Here is a 21,379-nt window from a genome sequence, read left to right on the forward strand (position 1 = left end):
TCCGCCGGCACGTCCAGCGCGGCGGCCCAGCCCAGGGCGGGGCTGGCGTCCAGCGCCAGCCCGGGGCCGCCGTCGTGCTGCCCGGCCAGGAACGTCTCCATCCGGGTCAGCCAGCGGGACGGCACGGTGGGGGAGCCGGCGCGCTTGCGGGCGCGCGCCAGCACCGCCTGCGGGGCGGAAGCGGCGGCCAGCAGGAAATCGGCGGCGACGCGGCCGATGCGGGCCTCCGGCGCCGGCAGGCCGAAATCGGCGCGCATCGGCCGGCTCATCCACGGCCCCGGGTCGGTGGCCTGGGGCCAGACGCCTTCCTCCAGCGCCCCCAGCACCGCCAGGTCGAAATGCTGCAGCCGGGCTTCCAGCAGGCCGAGGATGGCGACGCGCGGATGCCGCCCGCCCTCCCGCCCCCGGCTGATGCGGATGCTGGGGGCCAGCGGCCCTTCCAGCGCCACGTCGAACAGCGCGGGCCAGGAGGCCGGGCTCATCGGCGCCAACTCGCGGAAGGCCGGCGGCAGGCTGGCGAGGTGCACGGCCAGCGGCTCACCCTCCTCGCCCGCATAGAGGCGCAGGCCGCCCGGGCGGGTGTCGGTGGAAGCCAGCGCCTCGGCGGCGATCAGGTGCGCGTCCAGCAGGTCGGCCGGCGGGCGGGCGGGGCTGTCCGGCAGCTCGCTGAAATCGGCGAGCGCGGCTTCCAGCGCGTCCAGCAGGCCGAGGGCGCTGGCCAGCAGCGCGGCATCCCGCTCCCGCCCCAGCGCCTCCAGCACGCGGGCACGCAGGCCGGGCAGGCCAGGGGCGGGGCGGGGGCCGCGCAGGGCCCGGCGTTCGATCAGCCGCACCGCCTCCATCCACGCCGCGCGCTGCATGCCGCCCGCAGCCAGCGGGTGCTTGATCAGTGCCAGCAGGGGCACGGGTGCGAACCCTTCCGCCACGGCGCGGGCCAGCAGGCGCAGGAAGGCGCCGGCCGGGGTCTCGCCCAGCGGCTGGCCGGCGGAATCGTCGGCCAGCACACCATGCCGCGTCAGCTCGGCGGCCACGCGCCGGCCGAGGTCGCGGTCCGGGGTGATCAGCGCGGCACGGGCGCCGGGCGTCTCCAGCGCCTGGCGCAGCAGCAGGGCGATGGCCACCGCCTCCGCCTGCACATCGGCGGCTTCCAGCAGCGACAGGCCGGCCAGCGCCGGCTTCCAGTAATCCGGCTGCCGGTCCAGCCAGGCGCCGATGCCGGCGGCCGGGCGCATGACGCGGCCCAACAGTTCCGCCCGCCGTGCCAGGCCAGGGTCCCCCACCGGCACGCCCGCCGGTTCCAGATGCGCGCCGCCCAGCCCGTGCCAGGGCCGGATATCCGCCGGCACCGCGCCCATGTCCTGCAACAGCCTGCTCTGGCCGAACAGCGGGTGGGTCGGGCTCTGGCAGATCGCCTCCCACAGTTCCGGCGTCATCTTCTCCATGCCGTCATGCAGCACCACGGCACCGCGCGGCAGGCCCGCGATCACCTTCAGCAGCGCCGCGGCGGCGGGAATGGTGCCGCCGGCGCCGATGCCGGCGGCGAAGACCGGGTCGGCCGGCGGGTTTTCCCGCCATGCCTCCGCCTGCGCTTCCAGCGCTGCGACGCGGCGGGGGCCGATATCCATCAGCCCCTGCTCCTCCAGCCACTGGTTCCAGGCATCCAGCACGCCGCGCAGGAAGGTGATGGTCACCTGCCAGTGGGTGGCGAATTCCTCCGGCACCAGGCCGGGCAGCGCCAGGGGGTCGCAGCCCTCCAGCGCCATCTCGTCCAGCAATTCGGCCAAGGCCGTCGCCAGCCGCCAGGCCTGCTCCGGGCCGCTCGGGCCGCCGTAACGGGGGGGCAGGCGCAGCACCAGCGCGGTCAGCACCGCCTGCCGGCGCGGCGCGTCCACCGCCGGCGGCAGGTCCAGCAATCCCGGCAAGGCCAGTTCGTCCGCATCCTCGACCGACAGGCCGGTCAGCGCCCGCATCGCCGGCAGCAGCAGGGTGCGGCCCCCGGCGGCGCGCAGGAAGGCCTCCCGCAACGCCATCGCCGCACGCCGTGTGGGCAACAGGATCGTCACGCGCGCCAGCGTCGCCGGGTCATCCCCCAGCCCGCCCATCTCCTCGATCACGCCCTGGGCCAGGGTGTCCAGGAAGGGCAGGTGCGCCGGGATGTTGTAGAGGCCGAGCACATGGCGCGGGCGGGGCGGGGCGCTGGGGTCCGTGCTCGCGGGGGCTTCGGCAGAGGCGGACGTGGAGGCGGGGGGAGAAGGCTGGGGAAGGAATTCCCCAGACCCCATCTTCTTTTCCTCGAGTTTTTCCGCATGCGCGGAGGACGGCGGCAGGTCTTCCTGGGCGGGGTTGCGCCGGAGATCTTTGGCCTGCGGCGGCTGCGCGTGCAGCCCACGTTGCCGCTTTGATGTTTTCGCGGCGCCGCCTTCAAGCGGCGCAGCCAGATCCTTCGATGTTCCGTCGGCCTGTCCCACCTCGGCCGCCCCCGATTCCAGCGCAGCTTTTTCTGGCAAAATGGAGGAAGGGGCCTGGGGAATTCCTTCCCCAGCCTTGCCGCTCGCCCTGCCAGCAGATGGCGGCGGCGACCCGAAATCCAGCTGCGGCTGCACGGCAGGGTCGGGCCGGGGGCCGCGTGGCATCAGAACAGAACCCGGGTCAGCCCGGTGGCCAGCGCCACTTCCGCCCGCCGCAGGTCGATGGGGCGGGAGAGGTGGAACCACGCGCCGTCATGCACCAGGCCGAACAGCCGCCCGGCCTCCATGGCGCGGGCCCAGGGCTGGCGCATGCTGAACGGGCCTTCCGTGCTGCCGTCCAGCAGGCGCGGATGCACGACCTGCAGCCCGCCGAAGACATAGGGGGCCACTTCCTTCTCCTTCGGCCAGCGCACGTGGCCCAGCGGGTCCAGCAGGAAGTCGCCGTTCCCGACCTCGGCATCCACCTGGGCGGAGCGCACCATCAGCAGCAGCGCGTCCATCTGCTCCGGGTCGAAGCGCCCGGCCAGGCGCTGGATGGTGGGCACGGGGCCGTCCAGCCAGAAGGCATCGCCGTTGACGACCAGGAAGGGCTGGGTGCCGAGCAGCGGCAACGCGTTCTTCACGCCGCCGCCGGTCTCCAGCGCCGTCTCCTCCCGCAGCACGGTGGGGGGGTGGGTGCGGGTGGCGCACACCTCCTCGATCAGGTCGGGGAACCAGTGGGCGTTGACCACCACGTTGCCGATGCCGGCATCCTCGATCCGGTCCAGCGCGTGTTCCAGCAGGGTGTGGCCGGCCAGCGGCAGCAACGGCTTCGGGCGTGCCTCGGTCAGCGGCCGCATGCGGGTGCCGAGGCCGGCGGCGAGCACCATCGCGGAAGCCAGGGGCGCCGGGTCCTGAAGGGTGGGGGAGGAAACGGTCAAGCAGCGTGTTCCTTGAGAGCGGCGGGGTTCTGGCGCAGCGGGAGCGGCACGTAGCGGTCGAGGAAGCGGGTCAGCGGCGCGGTGGAGGGATGATGCAGCGCCTGCGCCAGCAGCCCCCAGCAGCGCGGGCCGTGGCGCAGATAGCCGAACTTGCCATCCCGTTGCGCCAGCCGCACCCACAGCGAGGCGACGCGCAGATGCCGCTGCGCCGCCATCGCCGCCGTGGCGGCGGTGAAGGACGCGACATCCACATCGGGGCGGGCGGCGAAATAGGCTTCGGTGGCCGCCTGCCGCACCGCCGGCGCCACGTCGCGCCGGGCATCCTGCAGCAGGCTGACCAGGTCGTAGGCCGGATGGCCGCGCGCGGCATCCTGGAAGTCGATGATGCCGACGCGGCGCGCGCCCGGCCGCTGCGGCAGGTGCAGCAGGTTGGCCGGGAAATAGTCCCGGTGCACGAAGCCGCCGGCGCCCAGGAAGGGGTCCAGCATGGCGCGCATCGCCGCCTCGAATTCGTCCCGCACCTCCGGGCTGGCGGGGGTGCCGAAGGTCGCGGGCCACCACCAGTCCAGGAAGGTCAGCCCGGCCATCCGCGTCATGGTCGGCGCCTCGTAATCCGGCAGGCCGGCGGGGGGCGGGGCGGCATGCAGCGCCGCCAGTGCCTCCGCCGCGCCGACATAGAGCGGCAGCGGGTCGGCGCCGGCATCCAGCAGCGCGGCATGAGTGTCGTGGCCCAGATCCTCCACCAGCAGCAGGCCGTTGGCACGGTCCTCCGCCAGGATGGCGGGGGCGGACAGGCCCAGCCCGCCCAGATGCGCGGCGACGCGCAGGAACGGCACCAGATCCTCCTCCGGCATCAGCCCGACCTTGGCGGCATCAGTGCAGTCCATCAGCAGGGCAGGCCGAGGCACCGCGCCGGAGAGGCGGGTGTAGCGGCGGTGCCCGGCATCCTGCGGCAGGGCGGCGCGACTGGCCTGGGCGTAGCCCTGGGTGTCCAGGAAGGTGTCGATGGCGTTCATGCTGCGGCAGGTTCCTGGCGGCGGCGGGCGGTTTTGCCAAGGGAAGGTTGCATGTACCGGCGCGTCATGCCGCCAGCGCCTCCAACCGGCCGGCCCATCCGGTCAGGGTGGCGGTGCGCTGGTCGCCCTCCCCGGGCTCCAGCGCCAGGCACAACGCGTCCGTGGGGGCCAGGTGCTCCAGCCGCTGCGGCCACTCGACGATGACGATGCCGTCCCGCGCCTCGTCCCACCCCAGCTCGATCAGCTCATCCGGGCCGGAGAGGCGATACAGGTCGAAATGATGCGCCACGCCCGCCGGCAGCTCGTAGGCCTGGACCAGGGTGAAGCTGGGGGAAGGCACCTCCAGCCCCGAATCGCCGGCGGCGGCCCGCAGGAAGGCGCGGGCGAAGGCGGACTTGCCGGCCCCAAGCGGCCCCTCCAGCAGCAGTGCATCGCCCGGCCGGGCCAGGGCGGCGGCGCGGGCGGCCAAGGCCTCGGTCGCCGCCAGATTGGGCAGGGAAAGGGTCAGGACAGGGGGCGCGAGATCATGGGGCATCGGCCCCCCAATCTGCCCCGCCGCGCGCCCCGGCCACAAGGGCGGCGGCTTGTTTGCCTGACCAGGGCTTTGTGAGAGGGGCGGTGCCCCTCTCACGCTCTCCCCGCCAAAGGACTGAGGCCTTTGGAAACCCGGGTTTTGGCACGCGTCAGGGATGCCGGCTGCCTGTCGAGACAGATATTTATACAATTTCAGTGCGTTGATCCCTCAGCCTAGGACCACGGGCTTCGGCGCCTGTTCAGTTCATCTCAGGGACCAGGATCCTGTTCCGCCGACCACCGGCTTGCCGCCAGGCTGCAACCGGCGCTGTGCTATCCGACCGCCACCCATTCGCCAGGCGCGGCACCGCTCACCGAAACAGCGCACCCCTCCAACACCCGCAAACTGGCAGAAAAAAGGAAGGGGGTCCGGGGGAATTCATTCCCCCGGCCTTCACATACGCCCCGGTTCGCGTGGTGCATCGCGAAAGCGCGAGCATCCCGCAAGGCGCACCTTGCGCGGCCACCTGCCCCCCGTCTTAATCCGCGCCCCAGCGTTGCGAACCAGCAACGCCTGGTTCGGGAGGGAACAACCCATTATGCGCCTGCTGGCATCCACCTGCCTCGGCGGCTTTGCTGCTGCCTTCGCCCTGCTCGCCACCCCGGCCGCTGCCCAGCCAGCGACCGACGCGCTGGGTGCCATCCGCGCGCGGGGCGCCCTGGTCTGCGGCGTCACGCCCTCCACCGTCGGCTTCGCGACGCCCGGCAGCGATGGCCGCTTCCGCGGCATCGACGCCGATTACTGCCGCGCCATCGCCACGGCGATCTTCGGCGACCCTGACAAGGCGCGCATCGTCCCCACCACCACTCAGCAGCGCTTCACGCAGTTGCAGTCGGGCGAGATCGACGTGCTCTCCCGCGTCACGACCCAGACGCTGTCGCGCGAGGCCTCGCTGGGCCTGGCCTTCGTCGGCACCAACGTGTTCGACGGCCAGGGCTTCCTGGTAAAGAAGTCCCTCGGCATCTCTTCGGCGCGGGAGCTGAACGGCGCCACCATCTGCATGCAGCCGGGCTCCACCACCGAGCTGAACGCGGCGGATTGGTTCCGCGCCCAGGGGCTGACCATGACCCCGCTGCTGATCGAGGATGTGGAGGAAGTCCGCAAAGCCTTCTTCTCCGGCCGCTGCGACGCCTACAGCACCGATTCCACCACCCTGGCTGCGCTGCGCTACAACCAGGGCGCCAATGCCGACCAGTTCGTCGTGCTGCCGGAGATCATCTCGAAGGAGCCGCTGAGCGTGGCCATCCGCAAGGGTGACTGGCGCTTCTTCGACATCGCCCGCTGGACCCACTTCGCCCTGCTGACGGCGGAAGAGCTGGGCCTGACGGCGGCAAATATCGACAGCCACGCCAACAGCACCAACCCGGACATCCAGCGCTTCATGGGCCGCACCGGCGACCTGGGGAAGATGATGGGGCTGGAGCCGGACTGGGCCGTGCGCATCATCAAGGCACTGGGCAACTACGGCGAGATCTGGGACCGCAATCTGGGTCCGATCGGCATCCCCCGCGGCGTGAACAACCTGTGGACCAAGGGCGGCATCCAGTACGCGCCGCCGATGCGCTGAGCTGTACTGGGACTGAATGGGGGCAGGCCAGGGGGCACCGCCCCCTGGACCCCCGCCGGGGTGGAAAGTCCACCCCGGACCCCGCTGATCGTTTTGCCTTGGGTCTGGGTGTCTGGGCGATGCGGGGGTGAAGGCGGGCTCTCCGTGGATTTCCAAAGGGGATGCTTGCCCGGATCCGGGACGGTCGGCCTATGCATGGCGCTGTGCCGGGGCTCACCAGCGTCCCGTGAAGTTCGGGGATGTTTCTGGCCAAATGCATGCATGCTTCCGTTCGGCCTTCGGAACTACAAGGCGAAGCCTGGATCAACACAAAAGCCGCGCGAGCTGAAGCTTCGGCCGTCAGTGACAGGCGCGATCCCAGCCGGGCTTAAAGACGAAATCCGGCCAGGCCCACCGAAACTCATGCATTCGAGAAGGATCAAACCTGCAGGTTTGATCGGTGGCATTCCTTCTCGCCTGACTTGTCGCCTCTTCCTGGAACGTCGGCCAGCCGCCGTTCCAGGGAAACGCCTCCGCGGTCGCTGAGGCTCACGCCACCTCGACATCACCCATGGCTCTCTTGAACTCATGGCGGGGCCTGGGGTGGCCCTGCCACCCCAGCGGGGGCGTCCAGAGGGGCGGCGCCCCCTCTGGCCCCGGGCCACCACATCATCCCCCCGGTTCCGGCGCGGCGCGATATGCCCTATGCACTCGCCCCTCGACACGCGGAGAGAGACCCGATGGCCGACGCCACCCACCCCGCCGCCGTTGCGCATGAGGCCGCCATCCAGGCCGATGTCGCCGTCATTGGCGCTGGCCCGACCGGGCTGTTCGCCGTGTTCGAATGCGGCATGCTGCGGATGAAATGCGTAGTGATCGACACGCTGGAGGCCATCGGCGGCCAATGCGCCGCGCTGTACCCCGAGAAGCCGATCTTCGACATTCCCGCCCACCCCGCCATCGCCGGCGCGGAGCTGATCGCGCGGCTGGAGGAGCAGGCCCAGCCCTTCGCCCCCATCTACCTGATGGGCCGCCGCGTCGACGCACTGGCCGATGACGGCGAGGGCGGCTTCGTGCTGCGCACCAGCCAGGGCGAGCAGGTGCGCGCCAAGGCCGTCATCATCGCCGCCGGTGCCGGCGCCTTCGGCCCCAACCGCCCGCCCCTGAACGACCTGGAGGCCTACGAGGCCACCGGCGCCGTGCGCTACATGGTCTCCCGCCGCGAGGAACTGCGCGGCAAGCGCGTCGTCATCGCCGGCGGCGGCGATTCCGCAGTGGACTGGGCGCTGAGCCTGAAGGACATCGCCGCGCGCGTGACGGTCGTGCACCGGCGCCCCAAGTTCCGCGCCGCGCCCGAGACCGCCGCCCAGATGGAAGCCGCCGCCGAGAGGGGCGAGATCGACCTGGCGATCCCCTACCAGCTACACGGCCTGCAAGGCACCGACGGCAAGCTGGACCACGTGGTCCTGGCCACGCTGAAGGGCGAGGAGCGCAGCATCCCCGCCGACCACCTGCTGGCCTTCTTCGGCCTGTCGATGGAACTGGGCCCGATCGCGGAATGGGGGCTGGGCCTGGAACGCAGCCACATCACGGTGGACCCCGCCACCCTTTCCACCAACCGCCCGGGCATCCACGCCATCGGCGATATCGCCACCTATCCCGGCAAGCTGAAGCTGATCCTGCAAGGCTTCTCCGAAGCCGCCATGGCCGCCCACGCCATCCACCCCCGCATCTTCCCGGGCGAGGCGCTGCACTTCGAGTACAGCACGTCGAAGGGCGTGCCGGGCTGATTGCTCAAGGGAAGTGAAGGCCGGGGAAGGAATTCCCCGGGCCCCTTCTTTTTTCTGCGCGTTTGGCGGGGCGCCTTGCGGTGGAGGGACGCGCCGGAAGATGCCGTAGCGGCACCGCCGAACCAAAGGCCTGACGGATTCAGGCGTGACCGCAGCCAGCAGGCGCACCAGCCATCGTCAAAAAGGCCACGGGCGCTGAACCCTCAGTCGCCGAAGGTCCTAGACCTCTGGCGCGCCCCGGCCCTGTCTCCAACCAGACCGCCCCTCAACAGCCACAGCGACAAAAACTCGGAAAAGAAAAGAAGGGGCCCGGGGAATTCCTTCACCGGCCTTTCCTCGTCCTCACCCCAGGCGCGGCATCGCCCCACCATGCCGGCGCAGCACGGGCTGCGGCGGGGGCTCATCGTCCTCCAAGGCCGGCAAGGGCGGGGGTAGCGGTTCGGCCACGGTGAGGCGGACGGGGTCATCCGTCAGCGTCAATGGCGGGGCTTCGGCGATCATGGCCGGCTCCGCCGCATCGGGATCTCCTGTGCCGAGGTCGGGGCCGGCGAGAGTAGCGTCGGCGATGGTGGCGTCGGGCGGAGATTCTTCCTCCGGCTCCTCGGGGGCGCCAATGGCCTGGGCCAGCAGCTTCTTCAGGTCGACATCGCCCAGGTCCAGCGCGAAGCCAGGCACGCCGTTGGGGTCGTTATAGTTCCAGGCGTAGTCGGCCGGGCCGGTGAAGTCGCGGATGCCGGGGTCGGCGGCCCAGACGCGGCGCAGGGCGGCCTGGCGCAGCAGCGCCGGCACCTTGGCGTGCAGGAAGGCGGACAGGTCGCTGCCCGCGCCCAGGCTTTCCAGCGGCGGCAGGGTGGAGAGGTCGAACTCTTCCTCGGCAGGCGGTTGCGGGACGGCGGCGGCGGGCGGCGCTAGCGGCGCCGGGGCCTCCGGTTCCACGCCCCGCTTGCGGCGGGACCAGCGGCTGAGGAAGCCGTCGCTCATGAATCGTCCCGGGGGCGCTGCCGGCGGGCCAGGGCCTCAGGGTCCGCGCGGTCCCGCCGGCGCTTGTGGAAGCCGCGGTCCTTGTGGTGGCGGGCGATGAAATCCAGCGCCGGGGCGTGCAGGAAGGCGGGCAGGGGCAGGCTTTCCAGCGTGTCGTTGCCGACATCGGCGTAGAGATGCGCCTCGCCCGGGTCCAGCGTCACCAGGTGCAGCACCATGCCGGGCGCGGCGTCGGCGGGCCGCAGCACCACCCAGACGCGTGGGTCCGGGCCTTCCAGGTTGTGCTTGTAGTTGTCCGTGTCGGTGGGATGCAGGGAGAGGGTGGCGTGCCCGGCCAGGAACAGGGTGCGGCCGGCCTCCTGGCGCAGCTCGGTCCAGGGCGGCAGGGCGGGCGCGTCCTCCAGCACCTCCACCACGCGCCAGACATGGTCGATCCAGCGGCTGGTGGCAGGGCGGCGTTCCGCCACGACGGCCAGGTCGATGCGCAACGTGTCGGGGGTGCCGAAGGCGTCGCTCATGGCCGCGCTCCCAAAAGCAAGGTCGGGGGAATGAACTCCCCCGAGCCCCCTCCTTTTTCTGCCTGTTTGCCGCAGGCTTCAGTGGCACGCTTCGGTGCCGCGCGGAGGCCTACCTCCCGCGCAACCCAAAACTGACAAAAAGAAGATGGGGTTCGGGGAATTCCTTCCCCGACCTTGCGTGCCACCCCTGTCACGACGCGGCCTCCGCCTGCAGCAGCGGCAGGCCGGTCAGCAAGTTCTGCGGCTTCAGGCGTACCCGCTGCGCCGCGTCCATCGCCAGCGCCAGGTACACCGGCTGGCCGGCGGCGCGCGGCAGCACGCGGCTGGGCTCGGTGAACTCCAGCACGCCGAGCCAGAGGATGCGCGCCAGCCGGGTCTGCGACACTTCCTTGCCGTGCCAGAGGTCGTTGGCGAGGGCGGTGGCCTCGGTATCCAGCCCGACATGCCAGGACCAGTTCTGGTCCTCGATGACCATGGCGGGGCGGATGCTCACCTCCTCGCCCATCACATGCGCCAGGAAGCGCTCCAGGGCACGGGCCAGGGCGTGCTGGCCGGGGCGGGTCTCGGCGATGTCCAGCGCGTAGTCATGCGCATCGGCGCGGGCGGCGTAGGGGGCGGGGTCGGGCGCGCCCAGCACGTCCAGCTCCACCTCGCGCGGCGGCGAGCCGGCTTCGGCCAAGAGTTGGCCCAGCGTGCCGAAATCGCCATCCTGCGCGCGGGCATCGACGGTTTCCTCATCCGCCAGCAGCAGCGCGCCCTGGTGAATGGCGGCGCGCTGCGGCCGGAACAGGCATTCGGCGGCGCGCAGGACATACGCATCCTCCACCCCCTCCATCGCGGCGCGGGTGACGAGTTGCGTGAGCATCTGCAGGAACAGCGGCGGCACACCCTGCACGCCGGCGCGATACAGGCCGATCCAGGCAGCCTCCAGCGTCGGGTGCGCCATCACCCGGTCGCGGAAGCCGAGGAAGACCTGCCAGTTCTCGGCGGCATCGGGGTCGGCCAGGCGGGCCAGCGTGGCGGCGTCCACCGGCCGCAGCGGGTCCCGCAACAGGGCGGCGTGCAGCACGCGCTCGGCCTCGCAGGCTTCCTCCGGCGGCAGCAGTTCCGGCCGGGCCAGGAAGGCGCGCCACAAATCGGGCGTCGGCATCAGCCTTCCCTGCGCGTCCCGGTCGCAGAGATGATGGCCGGAGGCGACCCAGAAATCGGGCCACAGGGCGCGGGGAGAGGGAGAGGGAGAGGGAGAGGGAGGGGCGTTCATCGGCGCGCCATCGCGCTCAGGTCGGGGGTCTCCATCGGTTCGTCCTCTCCCTCCACCTCGACCACGCCGAAGACGGGCAGGCTGCCGAAATCATGATGCGGGTTCTCCCGCCGGTGCAGGGTGCGGAAGCGTTCCCGCACCGCGCCATCCTCGATGCTGCGTGCCAGCGCCAGCACGGTGCCGGGCGGATGGTCGCACAGCGATTCCGCGAAGCGGATCTCTTCCTGCGCGGCGGCCTCCGCCGCTGCGTCGTCCGGCGCGCCATAGGCCTGGCGGATATGGCTGGCCAGGGCGGCCACGGCCGCGGCGCGCTGGTCGGGAGTCGCCTCCGCCACCTCCACCAGCGTCGACCAGCCGAAGCTGCCGAGGCCGAGGAAGCCGGCGCGGAAGGCCTGCCGCCGCTTGCCGGCCAGGCCGGCCGGGTCCTCGTCCCAGAAAGCGAAGCCGCCGGGCACGGCCCACTCGCCGGGCTCGGCGGCGGCGTCGAACACCACGGCGTCCGAGGCATCGAGGCGCAGGGTACGGGGCAGGCGCGTCATGGGCTGGTCGCCTCCAATGCGTGGCGGCGGCGCTGGCCGTCGCGCTCCAGCAGCAGGGCGCCGGTACGGGGGTCCAGCGCCCGGCGGGCGCCCTCCATCCAATCCTCCGGCTCCAGCCTCGCCAGGGTCTTCTCGGCCAGGCGGCGGATGCCGTCGTCCTGCCACTCCGCCAGCCCGGCCATTAAATGGCGCGCCCAGGCGGCCACCAGTTCCGGCACCGGCACCTCGGTGAAGCCTTCCTCGCACAGCACGGTCCGGCCGGGGTGCAGGCCTGGCTCCGCCGCCTCCGCCTGCCGCATCCGCAGCCGGACGCCGACGACGATCCAGGCGGGCACAGCGTCCGCTGCCGCGCCCTGCGGCACGGCCAACACGGCCTCGCCGACCTGCCCACCATTCACCAGCAGCGTGGCGGGCCAGCGCAGCGTCACCGGGATTTCCGGTGGGCCGAGCACCACCAGCGCATCGGCCATGGCGTTGGCGGCCGCCAGCAGGGCGGGGTGGGCGGCCTCCAGCGGCGTTTCCGGCTCCAGCACCACCGCGGCGTCGATGCGCCCGGCGGAATCGGCCCAGACCAGGGTGCCGGCGCCATGGCGCGGCGCCATCGCCACAGCCTCGGCCACCGCATCGGCCGCCGCCGTCAGGGCGTGCGGGGTAAAGACGCTGGGCAGGGGCGGCAGGGTGGCGGACGGTTCCAGCGGCATCAGGCCGGCCCCTGGCTCAGAGACTGTTTCAGACATCGGCTGGCTAGGGGCGCGGTCGGGATTCTTCGTGCCGGCGCGGAGGCGGCGCCGGCCCAAGCAGTACCGGCCCGTTGCGCGGCGAGGCAGGGCAACGCCCCGGGGCGTTCCCGCCCCGGTTGTCCCGCTTTCCGGCTGGCGGCCCAAGGCGGCGTGGGCAGAGGCTGTCCTGGCGATCCGGGCATCCAAGCCATATATGCCCGGGTGCATCATCTCGCCACAGCGGCGTGGAAGGGTTCTGCACGATATGGATAACACCACGCGCCGCACGGTCTTCGCCTGCTCCTGCGAGGACACCATGCTGCTGGATGACGGCGCGCTGGCGAAGGGCTGCGGCGGCCGGCTGAAGACGGCCGAGCAATTGTGCCGCAGCCAGTTGGACCGCTTCCTGGCCGCCATGGGCACCGACGCGGTAACGGTGGGCTGCACCCAGGAAGCCCCCCTGTTCCGCCAGGAGGCCGAGACCGCCGGCCATACCGGCCAGCTGGACTTCGTGAATATCCGCGAGCAGGCCGGCTGGTCCGAGGACGGCGCCGCCGCCGGGCCGAAAATGGCCGCCCTGCTGGCCGCCGCCGCCGTGCCCATGCCGCCGACCCCTTTGGTGCCGCTGGCCAGCGAGGGCGTGACGCTGATCCTGGGCCGCGACGCCACGGCGCTGCGCCTGGCCGAGAAGCTGAAGGGCAGCCTGGACCTGACCGTGCTGCTGACCGGGGAGGAGGAGGTGGAACCGCTCCGCCAGGCCGACTACCCGGTGCTGCGCGGCCGCGCCCGCGCCGCCGCCGGCTGGCTGGGGCAGTTCGAGGTGACGGTGGATGGCCATGCCGCCGCCTCCCCCGCCTCCCGCGCCGCCTATCGCTGGGGGCGGGCGCAGGACGGCGCCGTCAGCCGCTGCGACGTCATCCTGGACGTGACCGGCCGGGCGCCGCTGTTTCCGGCCGACGAGGTGCGGCTGGGCTACCTGCGCGCCGCGCCGGGCGACGACGCCGCGCTGGAGCGCCTGGCGACCGAGGCCGCCACCCTGACCGGCGCCTTCGACAAGCCCCGCTTCGTCACCTTCGATGCCGGGCTGTGCGCCCATGCGCGCAACCGCCGCACCGGCTGCACCCGCTGCCTGGACCTCTGCCCCACCGGCGCCATCACCCCCGGCGCCAAGGGTCATTGGGACAGCGTGGCCGTCAGCGCCGAGATCTGCGCCGGCTGCGGCGCCTGTGCCGCCGTCTGCCCCACCAGCGCCATCACCTACGCCCTGCCGCCTTCGGACGCGCTGTTGCGCCGCGCCCGTACCCTGCTGCGCGCCTACCACGCCGCCGGCGGCACCGCCCCCACCCTGCTGCTGCACGGGGAGGACGGCGAGGCGATGTTCGACGCTCTCTCCCGCCACGGGCCCGGCCTGCCGGCGGACGTGCTGCCGCTACGCGTCGGCCAGGTGACGGCGATGGACCTGGCCATGCTGGTCGCCCCCTATGCCTGGGGCGCCGGCTGCGTGCGGGTGCTGATGCCGGGCCGCCGCCCGCATGGCGCCGACGGGTTGCTGGGCAACCTGGATACCGCCATGGCGCTGCTCGGCGGGCTCGGCCTGTTCGCCGGCCCCGGCGCCATCGAGACCGACGACCCCTTCACCCTGCTGGACGCCCTGCACGCCGGCCCCCGCCGCGTGCCCCTGCCGCGCGAGGCCGACTTCCTGCCCATGGGCACGCCACGGGAGATGCTGAAGGCCGCCATGGCCTCCCTGCGCGACGCCATAGCGGTGCCGGCCACCAGCATCGCCTTGCCCGCCGGTGCCGCCTTCGGTGCCGCGCATGTGGCGGATGGCTGCACGCTGTGCCTGGCCTGTACCATGGTCTGCCCCGCCGGCGCCTTCGCCGCCAACCCGGAACGGCCCGAGCTGTCCTTCCTGGAAGATGCCTGCGTGCAGTGCGGCCTGTGCGTCGCCACCTGCCCGGAGAAGGTCATCAGCCTGGAACCGCGCCTGAACCTGCTGCCGGAAGCCGGCGCCCGCCAGGTCGTGCGGCAGGAACAACCGGCGGAATGCGCCGCCTGCCACAAGCCCTTCGGCACCCGCGCCTCGATCGACCGGGTGAAGGCGAAGCTGCAGGCCACCGGCCACTGGATGTTCGCGGATGATTCCCGTCTCGCCCTGCTGGAACTCTGCGAGGATTGCCGCGTCCACGCGGCCACCGACGCCGCCATCGACCCCTATGCCGGCCCAGCCCGGCCGCGGCCCCGCACGGAGGAAGACTACCGGCGCGAGGCGGGCGAACAAGGCTGACGGAAGGCTTCGGGGGAAAGGGAAGGCCAGGGAAGGAATTCCCCGGACCCCTTCTTTTCTTTTTTCGAGTTTTGGGTGGGGGTGGTCTGGCTTGGCCGGCGGGGCGTTTGGGAGGTCCGGGGCTTCCTGCGACTGAGGGGCAACCCGCGTGAGATTTTTGGAAATGGCTGGTGCGTCTGCTTGCTGAGGGCGCGGTCGGAATGCTCGTGCCAGCACGCAGGCGAATGAGAGACATTGGTCCAAGCCACCGACAATGTTGGCGCCGAACGGGTCGTTGCAACCGACGCCACAGGCTTCTGAAACAGCTCCAAGAATTTTCCCGTGCCATGATTCGCCTGTCAGCGACGAATGGCGCTGCGAAACCTCCCCTCGCGCCACCCCTCCATCGTGAAGCGCAACGCCAAACTCGCAGAAAAGAGATGGGGTATGGGGAAATCCTTCCCCAGCCTTCCACCTTCCATCCCGGTCTCAACTCCGCAGGCCGGCCCAGGCGGAACCACCGTGGAAGGGCGCCATCACGCCGTCGCCGCCCGCTCAGCTTACGTCCGTTTCATCTGCGGACGTATCGCGAAACCGCTGGCTGGGGGTGCATGTTGTGCGCCTGTCCTTCAAGGCCCGCATCCCCGATGAACCCTTCCATGTTCTGGCCCCCGCTGCTGCTGGTGGGTTCCAACATCGTCATGACTTTCGCCTGGTACGGCCACCTGAAGCGTCCGGGCTGGGGCATGGCGACGGCGATCGTCATCAGCTGGGGCATCGCCTTCTTCGAGTACTGCCTGGCCGTGCCCGCCAACCGCATCGGGTATGAGAGCGGCGCCTATACGGGGCAGCAGCTCAAGGTGATCCAGGAGGTGATTACCCTGGCGGTCTTCGCCGGCTTCTCGGTGACGGTGCTGGGGGAGCCGCTGCGCTGGAACTATGGGGCGGCGATGCTGTGCCTGGTGGCGGCGGTGGGGTTCATCTTCCTCCCCGCGAAGTAACCGGCAGGGGCGGTCGGTTCTTGCCTGCTCATGCATGGGCAGCCGGTGGCCATGCCAACCCAAGGCATCGGTGGGCGGGGCGCCAATGCGGCCGGCGCCGCTTGTAGGCCAGCCAGCGACGGTGCTGGCGGTTGGCCGCCAAGGCATTCCGCTGGTCCGCCCCCTTGGCCTGCTTCCCGCCAGGCCGTATCCGTCTGCCCATGGCCCAGAATTCGCTCCGCATCGTCACCTGGAACATCAACTCCGTCCGCCTGCGCCTGCCGCTGCTGGCCGATCTGGTGCGGGACCTCGCGCCCGATGTCCTGTGCCTGCAGGAGACGAAGTGCCCGGACGAGTTCTTCCCGCATGAGGGGGTGGAGGCGCTGGGCTTCCCCTACCGCGCCATTCGCGGGATGAAGGGCTATAACGGCGTCGCCGTACTCTCCCGCATCCCGTTCACGGTGCGGCATGACGATCCGGACTGGTGCGCGCGGGGGGATTGCCGCCACCTGGGCGTGGACCTGGACGTGCCGGGCGGGCTGGAACTGCACGACTTCTATGTGCCGGCCGGCGGCGACATCCCGGACCGCGCGGTTAACCCGAAATTCGCCCACAAGCTGGATTTCGTCGCCGAGGCCACCGCCTGGAACCGCGAGCGCGGCCCGACGAAGCGCTCCGTGCTGGTCGGCGACCTCAACATCGCGCCGCTGGAATCCGATGTCTGGAGCCACAAGCAGTTGCTGACCGTCGTCTCCCACACCCCGGTGGAGGTGGAGGCGATGACGGAGTGGCAGAAGGCGGGGGCATGGCATGACGCCATCCGCCACTTCGTGCCGCCGCCGGAGAAGGTCTACACATGGTGGTCCTACCGCAACAAGGACTGGGAAGCCTCCAACCGCGGCCGGCGGCTGGACCATATCTGGGTCAGCGGCGACCTGGTGGGGAAGCTCTCCAGCCACCGCATCCTGAAGCCGGCGCGCAACTGGACGCAGTCCAGCGACCATGTGCCGGTGATGGTGGAACTGGCGCTCTAGGGATGCCTCGGCTGGCGCCGGGTTGATCTGAAGCGAGCGCCGCAGGCGGCGTGAGGGCGCCTTCCCGGACGCTCCGCCGCTTTTGGCAGGACGGCGCTGGCGGCGAGAGCACGTGCTTGCTGCCGCAGGCTCTGCGGGCGTGACGGAGCTCGCCGTTGGGAGGGAACGGGAGGCCCCGGCCTTGCTGCCGGTCCCAGTTGTCGATGGCTACCGACACCGACACCGACACCGACACCGGTTTCGGTCGTCAGATCTGCGTCCTTCGCCCCCGCCTCGGTATCAGCCCTGGCCGCTGGCTGAAGCAGAGCCACGCCAGCAAACGCGAGCCTCCCCTGCGGCAAAAGCCGCTTGCGAGCGGGCAGCGGGTCAGGCAATTGTTATGATATAACATGACTGGACACCACCCGATGCAACGTCGCGCCCTGCTGGCCCTTTCCCTCGCCACACCGTTCCTGGGCCGCGCGGCCCTGGCGCAAGCGGCGCCGCTGCCCGTGGTCGCCTCGTTCTCCATCCTGGGGGACATGGTGAAGCAGGTGGGCGTGGACCGCGTGGCGGTGCGGACCATCGCCGGGCCGGACGTGGATGCCCACAGCTTCCAGCCCCGCCCCTCCGACGCCGAGGCCGTGCGGCAGGCCAGGCTGGTCGTGCGCAACGGGCTGGGCTTCGACACCTGGCTGGACCGGCTGGTCCGCTCCTCCGGCTATCGCGGGACGGTCGCCACGGCCAGCCAGGGCGTCACCCCGCGCGCCATGCAGGACAGCGGCCATGGCGGCCACGGCCATAGCCATGCCCAGGACCCGCATGCCTGGCAGGATTTGCGCAACGGCCAGGCCTATATCCGCACCATCGCCGCCGCCCTGGCCGAGGCCGATGCCGCCGGTGCCGACACCTACCGCACGAATGCCGACGCCTACCTGGCCAGGCTGGCCGCGCTGGACGCCTGGGTACGCGCACAGGTGGATACGGTGCCGCAGCCCCGTCGCCGAGTGGTGACCAGCCACGACGCCTTTGGCTACTTCGCCGTGGCCTATGGCGTCGAGTTTCTGGCCCCGCAGGGCGTCAGCACCGAAAGCGAGCCCTCCGCCGCCGAGGTCGCCCGGCTGATCCGGCTGCTGAAGCAGCAGAATATCTCCGCCGTGTTCCTGGAGAACATGGCCAACCCCGCCACCCTGCAGCGCCTGGCCACGGAAGCTGGCATCACGGTGAAGGGCCGCCTGTTCTCCGACGCCCTCTCCACCCCCAGCGGCCCGGCCCCGACCTATGAGGCGATGTTCCGGCACAATGTCGGGCTGCTGATCCCGGCGATGAAGGGCTGACAGGCGAGGACAGGAAGGAAGGCCGGGGAAGGAATTCCCCGGGCCCCTTCTTTTCTTTTTTCGAGTTTTGGCTGACGTGGCTGTTGAGAGGTTGGTCAGCGTCTCAATGCGCCAGTTCGCGCCGGAGGTCCCAGACTTCAGCGCCTGACGGTTCAGCTCGCGTAGCCATTGTAAAAAAAGCCATCGAAGAGCATCGCTCTCAGGCCCAAGCCCAACGCCAAACGCGCAAAAAAGAAGAAGGGGTCCGGGGAATTCTTTCCCCGGCCTTCCCCTCCAACAAAAATCTTACCATTCCCTCATGTTGCGAGATCACATCGCCCCTCCGCCCATATGAAAGAGCGGGGCAAGGAGGCGCTGCCCGTCCGGCCAGGGCGGAGGGGGGGTTTCCGTGCCCCAGAGCTGCCCCAGTGCTGCGGCAAAGGGGCTGAAGCGAAAGGCCGTGGCCCGGGTGCGGCGGCGGCCTGGGCAACAGCCTGCCTTGCGGGCCTGGTACGGAAAGATTGACTGCGATGCTGACCAGCCTTCCAGACACGCTGCTGGCGACGGCCCTGCTGCTGATCGTCATCAGTGCCATCCAGCCGCTGGCCAGCCGCCTGATGTTGTCCAGCACCGTGTTGCTGGCGGTGGTCGGCGTCCTGCTGGGGGGTGGCGCCACGCTGGTGCTGAACACCTTCCACACCCAGGCGGTGGACGACGCGGCGAAGGTGCTGCTGCACTTTCCTATCAATGCCGAGGTGTTCCTCTACCTCTTCCTGCCGCTGCTGGTCTTCCACGGCTCGCTCTCCATCGACGTACGGCGCCTGGCGCGGGATGCGACGCCGGTGCTGGTCATGGCCGTGGTGGCCGTGCTGGTTACCACCGCCGCCATCGGCTTCGCCCTGGCGCCGATCGCGGAAGTGCCGTTGACGGTGTGCCTGATGCTGGGCGCCATCGTCGCCACGACCGACCCTTCCGCCGTCGTCGGCATCTTCCGGGAAATCGGCGCCAACAGCCGGCTGACGCGGCTGGTGGAGGGCGAGAGCCTGCTGAACGATGCCGCTGCCATCTCCATCTTCACCATCCTGCTGGCGCAGGTGGTCAACCACCAGCCGGTGGATGCGACGGGCGCGGTCAGTAACTTCGTCTTCTCCTTCGCCGGCGGCATCGCCGTGGGCTTCGTGCTGGCGCGGCTGATGGTGGCGGCGGTGCCGCTGCTGGGCGGCAACCGCACCGCGGAAGTCACGCTGACCCTGGCGCTGCCCTACGTGGCCTACATCGTCTGCCACCAGTTCCTGCATTCCTCCGGCGTCGTCGCCGCCGCCGTGGCGGGGCTGACGGTCAGTGCCATGGGGCCTTCCACCTTCCGGCCGCAGAGCTGGCAGTTCCTGCAGGATGTGTGGGCGCAGCTCTCCTTCTGGTCGAGCTCCATGGTGTTCATCCTGGCCTCGATGCTGGTGCCGAAGCTGCTGCTGGGGGCCACGCAGTGGGATGCGGTGCTGGTCGGCGTCGTCGTCATTGCCGCCATGGCGGCGCGCGCGGCGGTGCTGTTCGGCATCCTGCCGCTGCTGGAACGGACCAAGCTGGCGCAACGCGTGCCGACGCCGGCCAAGGCCACCATGCTGTGGGGCGGGCTGCGCGGCGCCATCACCCTGGCGCTGGCGCTCTCCGTCACCGAGAATTACGGCGTCCCCGCCAACGTGCAGCGCTTCGTCGCCATCCTGGCCACCGGCTATGTGCTGTTCACCCTGCTGGTGAACGGCACCACGCTGCGCTGGCTGGTGCGCGCGCTGAAGCTGGACCACCTCTCGGCCTCCGACCAGGCGCTGCGCAACCAGGTGGTCGCCATCGGCCTGGGCGAGGTGCGGGACAAGATGCGCCAGACGGCGGCCGAGTTCGGCTTCTCCGCCCCCGCCAGCAGCCACGCGCTGGAATCCTATGACCGCCGCATCAAGATGGAGACCGCCGCCAATACCTTCGATACCGCGATCGGGGACCGGGAGCGGGTGACGCTCGGCCTGATCACCTTCGCCAGCCAGGAACGCTCCGTGCTGCTGGAGATGTTCGAAGACCAGGTGCTCTCCCGCCGCGTCATGGAGAACCTGCTCTGGACCGCCGAGAGCATGATTGACGGCGCCCGGGCCGAGGGCCGCTACGGCTACATCCAGGCCGCCCGCCGCCGCCTGCAGCCGACGATGCGCTTTGTCTTCGCGCAATGGCTGCACAAGAAGTTCCGCATCGACACGCCGCTGATGCACTGCATGGCGGAGCGGTTCGAGACCTTGCTGCTCACCCACCTCGTCTCCGTCTCGATGAGCCGCTTCATGCACCGGAGGATGGAGCCTGTGCTGGGCCAGCGGGTGACCGAGGTGGTGGGCGACATCGTCGGCCGGCGGGAGGACCTGTTGCAGGACGCGATGGACGTGCTGCGCCTGCAATACCCGGGCTACGCCGAGGCGCTGGAATCCCGCATGCTGCGGCAGATCGGCCTACGGATGGAGGCCGAGGAATATGCCGGCCTGCGCCGCGAATCCCTGATCGGCGAGGAACTGCACGAGGAGCTGATGCGGGGCCTGGACATGCTGCGCAAGCAGATCTCCCGCCCGCTGCAATTCAACATCCAATCCGGCATCGACAACCGGATCAAGGAGTTCGAGGTGTTCAGCGGCCTGCAGGACGCGCTGATGCACGACCTGGCGATGAGCGTCTCCACCCGCTTCGTCGTGCCGGGGGAGCGCATCTATCGCGGCGGGCAGAAGGCTAACTCGGTCTTCCTGATCAGCCGCGGCATGGTGGCGGTGAAGCCCGGCGCCAGCAGCACCGAGGAAGTGGTGCTCGGCACCGGTGAGTTCTTCGGGGAGCGCGAGCTGCTGGACAGCCGCCCGCGCCGCGCCGGCCGCGCCCGCGCCGCCAGCTTCTGCCACCTGCTGGAGCTGAACGCCGCCGACTTCCTGCGCCTGCTGCACGAGGCGCCCGAGATCGCCGTACGCATGGAGCGCATCGCCATGAACCGGCAGCAAGCGGCGGCGGGCACGCCGGCGACGGGGCCGGAAAGCCGGGAATACATGAAGCTCGTCACCTTCGAAGGCGCCGCCCAGCCGGCCGTGCCGGCGCAGGGGGTGGAGACGCGGGCTTCGGCCGAGTAGGACCGGTTGAGAGGGGCGCTGCCCCTCTCAAACTCTCCCCGCCAAAGGCCTGAGGCCTTTGGAAACCCATTTTTTGGGTGCTGCGTGACACAGGTTTTCACGCGCTGACATCTTCGAGAGATCGACGTCGTGGGGGAGATGCGATGAGGACGCTCTCAAACCCTGTCAGGTTGCATGTCCTGCCGCGGCCAGAATCGATCGACCAGGATCGCGTCCCCACAGCCGTCGAGTCGAGCGCGCCTGCCGGCTAATGCCGCCGGCATCCTCTGAATTGTGGGTGCTCGGAACCTTGTCCCCTGCCGGGGGAATTTGAGAGGGCAGAGCCCTGT

16 protein-coding genes are annotated in these 21,379 nt (G+C 70.6%); 7 read left to right on the forward strand and 9 right to left on the reverse strand.

From position 1 onward, the window contains the following. From addB to tsaE, 4 genes are all read right to left on the reverse strand, one after another. Window positions 1–2,282 (reverse strand): double-strand break repair protein AddB (gene addB, locus IBL26_RS10770; RefSeq protein WP_241749252.1); only part of this gene is annotated, 2,282 nt, incomplete at its 3' end. A 350-nt stretch (window positions 2,283–2,632) separates the two neighbouring features. Next, entirely contained in the window at window positions 2,633–3,337 is a 705-nt protein-coding gene (locus IBL26_RS10775) for a nucleotidyltransferase family protein (protein WP_187784551.1), read from the reverse strand. Between the two features lie 47 nt (window positions 3,338–3,384). Continuing rightward, window positions 3,385–4,404, reverse strand: coding sequence for an aminoglycoside phosphotransferase family protein (locus tag IBL26_RS10780; protein WP_187784491.1), 1,020 nt, complete (start codon window positions 4,402–4,404; stop codon window positions 3,385–3,387). 64 nt (window positions 4,405–4,468) lie between these two features. Continuing rightward, window positions 4,469–4,939, reverse strand: coding sequence for a tRNA (adenosine(37)-N6)-threonylcarbamoyltransferase complex ATPase subunit type 1 TsaE (tsaE, locus tag IBL26_RS10785; protein WP_187784492.1), 471 nt, complete (start codon window positions 4,937–4,939; stop codon window positions 4,469–4,471). Between the two features lie 577 nt (window positions 4,940–5,516). Here tsaE and IBL26_RS10790 point away from each other — a divergent pair. Further along, entirely contained in the window at window positions 5,517–6,545 is a 1,029-nt protein-coding gene (locus IBL26_RS10790) for an amino acid ABC transporter substrate-binding protein (protein WP_187784493.1), read from the forward strand. Window positions 6,546–7,264: 719 nt separating this feature from the next. Then, the gene (locus IBL26_RS10795; RefSeq protein WP_187784494.1) at window positions 7,265–8,314 is read left to right on the forward strand and encodes an NAD(P)/FAD-dependent oxidoreductase; all 1,050 of its coding nucleotides are present in this window, start codon (window positions 7,265–7,267) and stop codon (window positions 8,312–8,314) included. Between the two features lie 342 nt (window positions 8,315–8,656). Here IBL26_RS10795 and IBL26_RS10800 read toward each other — a convergent pair whose 3' ends face one another. The 5 genes from IBL26_RS10800 to IBL26_RS10820 all read right to left on the reverse strand — a co-directional run bounded on the left by IBL26_RS10800 (window position 8,657) and on the right by IBL26_RS10820 (window position 12,314). Beyond that, entirely contained in the window at window positions 8,657–9,295 is a 639-nt protein-coding gene (locus IBL26_RS10800) for a DUF3306 domain-containing protein (protein ID WP_187784495.1), read from the reverse strand. Next, entirely contained in the window at window positions 9,292–9,813 is a 522-nt protein-coding gene (locus IBL26_RS10805; RefSeq protein ID WP_187784496.1) for a DUF3305 domain-containing protein, read from the reverse strand. Before IBL26_RS10805 ends, IBL26_RS10800 begins: the two co-directional genes overlap by 4 nt. Window positions 9,814–10,003: 190 nt before the next feature. Next, window positions 10,004–11,074: a DUF6352 family protein gene (locus IBL26_RS10810; protein WP_187784497.1), complete on the reverse strand. Its 1,071-nt coding sequence runs from the start codon at window positions 11,072–11,074 to the stop codon at window positions 10,004–10,006. Further along, window positions 11,071–11,613, reverse strand: coding sequence for a DUF6505 family protein (locus tag IBL26_RS10815; RefSeq protein WP_187784498.1), 543 nt, complete (start codon window positions 11,611–11,613; stop codon window positions 11,071–11,073). The genes IBL26_RS10810 and IBL26_RS10815 overlap by 4 nt, the downstream gene beginning before the upstream one ends. Continuing rightward, window positions 11,610–12,314 (reverse strand): biotin/lipoate--protein ligase family protein, encoded by a 705-nt coding sequence (locus IBL26_RS10820; RefSeq protein ID WP_187784499.1) that lies wholly within the window; start codon window positions 12,312–12,314, stop codon window positions 11,610–11,612. The genes IBL26_RS10815 and IBL26_RS10820 overlap by 4 nt, the downstream gene beginning before the upstream one ends. 283 nt (window positions 12,315–12,597) lie before the next feature. Between IBL26_RS10820 and IBL26_RS10825 the strand changes: the two genes are divergently transcribed. The 5 genes from IBL26_RS10825 to IBL26_RS10845 all read left to right on the forward strand — a co-directional run bounded on the left by IBL26_RS10825 (window position 12,598) and on the right by IBL26_RS10845 (window position 21,050). Then, window positions 12,598–14,619 (forward strand): 4Fe-4S binding protein, encoded by a 2,022-nt coding sequence (locus tag IBL26_RS10825; RefSeq protein ID WP_187784500.1) that lies wholly within the window; start codon window positions 12,598–12,600, stop codon window positions 14,617–14,619. 638 nt (window positions 14,620–15,257) lie between these two features. Further along, on the forward strand, window positions 15,258–15,599 hold the full coding sequence (locus IBL26_RS10830) for a DMT family protein (protein ID WP_241749255.1): 342 nt from the start codon (window positions 15,258–15,260) through the stop codon (window positions 15,597–15,599). A 200-nt stretch (window positions 15,600–15,799) separates the two neighbouring features. Beyond that, a complete protein-coding gene (locus IBL26_RS10835) occupies window positions 15,800–16,612 on the forward strand; it encodes an exodeoxyribonuclease III (RefSeq protein WP_187784502.1) in 813 nt (270 codons plus the stop codon). Between the two features lie 407 nt (window positions 16,613–17,019). Beyond that, complete coding sequence (locus tag IBL26_RS10840; RefSeq protein ID WP_187784503.1) at window positions 17,020–17,928, forward strand: metal ABC transporter solute-binding protein, Zn/Mn family; 909 nt, start codon at window positions 17,020–17,022, stop codon at window positions 17,926–17,928. A 509-nt stretch (window positions 17,929–18,437) separates the two neighbouring features. Continuing rightward, window positions 18,438–21,050: a cation:proton antiporter gene (locus IBL26_RS10845; protein WP_187784504.1), complete on the forward strand. Its 2,613-nt coding sequence runs from the start codon at window positions 18,438–18,440 to the stop codon at window positions 21,048–21,050. Window positions 21,051–21,379: the final 329 nt, after the last annotated feature.

Origin of the sequence: Teichococcus aerophilus, assembly GCF_014490485.1 — a bacterium.
GTDB lineage: Bacteria > Pseudomonadota > Alphaproteobacteria > Acetobacterales > Acetobacteraceae > Pseudoroseomonas > Pseudoroseomonas aerophila.

What these genes read in the sequence shown, in the direction of transcription:
- IBL26_RS10775 (WP_187784551.1), bottom strand. Translation starts at nt 3,337, where the DNA reads ATGGTGCTCGCCGCCGGCCTCGGCACCCGCATGCGGCCGCTGACCGAG.
- IBL26_RS10780 (WP_187784491.1), bottom strand. Translation starts at nt 4,404, where the DNA reads ATGAACGCCATCGACACCTTCCTGGACACCCAGGGCTACGCCCAGGCC.
- tsaE (WP_187784492.1), bottom strand. Translation starts at nt 4,939, where the DNA reads ATGCCCCATGATCTCGCGCCCCCTGTCCTGACCCTTTCCCTGCCCAAT.
- IBL26_RS10790 (WP_187784493.1), top strand. Translation starts at nt 5,517, where the DNA reads ATGCGCCTGCTGGCATCCACCTGCCTCGGCGGCTTTGCTGCTGCCTTC.
- IBL26_RS10795 (WP_187784494.1), top strand. Translation starts at nt 7,265, where the DNA reads ATGGCCGACGCCACCCACCCCGCCGCCGTTGCGCATGAGGCCGCCATC.
- IBL26_RS10800 (WP_187784495.1), bottom strand. Translation starts at nt 9,295, where the DNA reads ATGAGCGACGGCTTCCTCAGCCGCTGGTCCCGCCGCAAGCGGGGCGTG.
- IBL26_RS10805 (WP_187784496.1), bottom strand. Translation starts at nt 9,813, where the DNA reads ATGAGCGACGCCTTCGGCACCCCCGACACGTTGCGCATCGACCTGGCC.
- IBL26_RS10810 (WP_187784497.1), bottom strand. Translation starts at nt 11,074, where the DNA reads ATGAACGCCCCTCCCTCTCCCTCTCCCTCTCCCTCTCCCCGCGCCCTG.
- IBL26_RS10815 (WP_187784498.1), bottom strand. Translation starts at nt 11,613, where the DNA reads ATGACGCGCCTGCCCCGTACCCTGCGCCTCGATGCCTCGGACGCCGTG.
- IBL26_RS10820 (WP_187784499.1), bottom strand. Translation starts at nt 12,314, where the DNA reads ATGCCGCTGGAACCGTCCGCCACCCTGCCGCCCCTGCCCAGCGTCTTT.
- IBL26_RS10825 (WP_187784500.1), top strand. Translation starts at nt 12,598, where the DNA reads ATGGATAACACCACGCGCCGCACGGTCTTCGCCTGCTCCTGCGAGGAC.
- IBL26_RS10830 (WP_241749255.1), top strand. Translation starts at nt 15,258, where the DNA reads ATGTTCTGGCCCCCGCTGCTGCTGGTGGGTTCCAACATCGTCATGACT.
- IBL26_RS10835 (WP_187784502.1), top strand. Translation starts at nt 15,800, where the DNA reads ATGGCCCAGAATTCGCTCCGCATCGTCACCTGGAACATCAACTCCGTC.
- IBL26_RS10840 (WP_187784503.1), top strand. Translation starts at nt 17,020, where the DNA reads ATGCAACGTCGCGCCCTGCTGGCCCTTTCCCTCGCCACACCGTTCCTG.
- IBL26_RS10845 (WP_187784504.1), top strand. Translation starts at nt 18,438, where the DNA reads ATGCTGACCAGCCTTCCAGACACGCTGCTGGCGACGGCCCTGCTGCTG.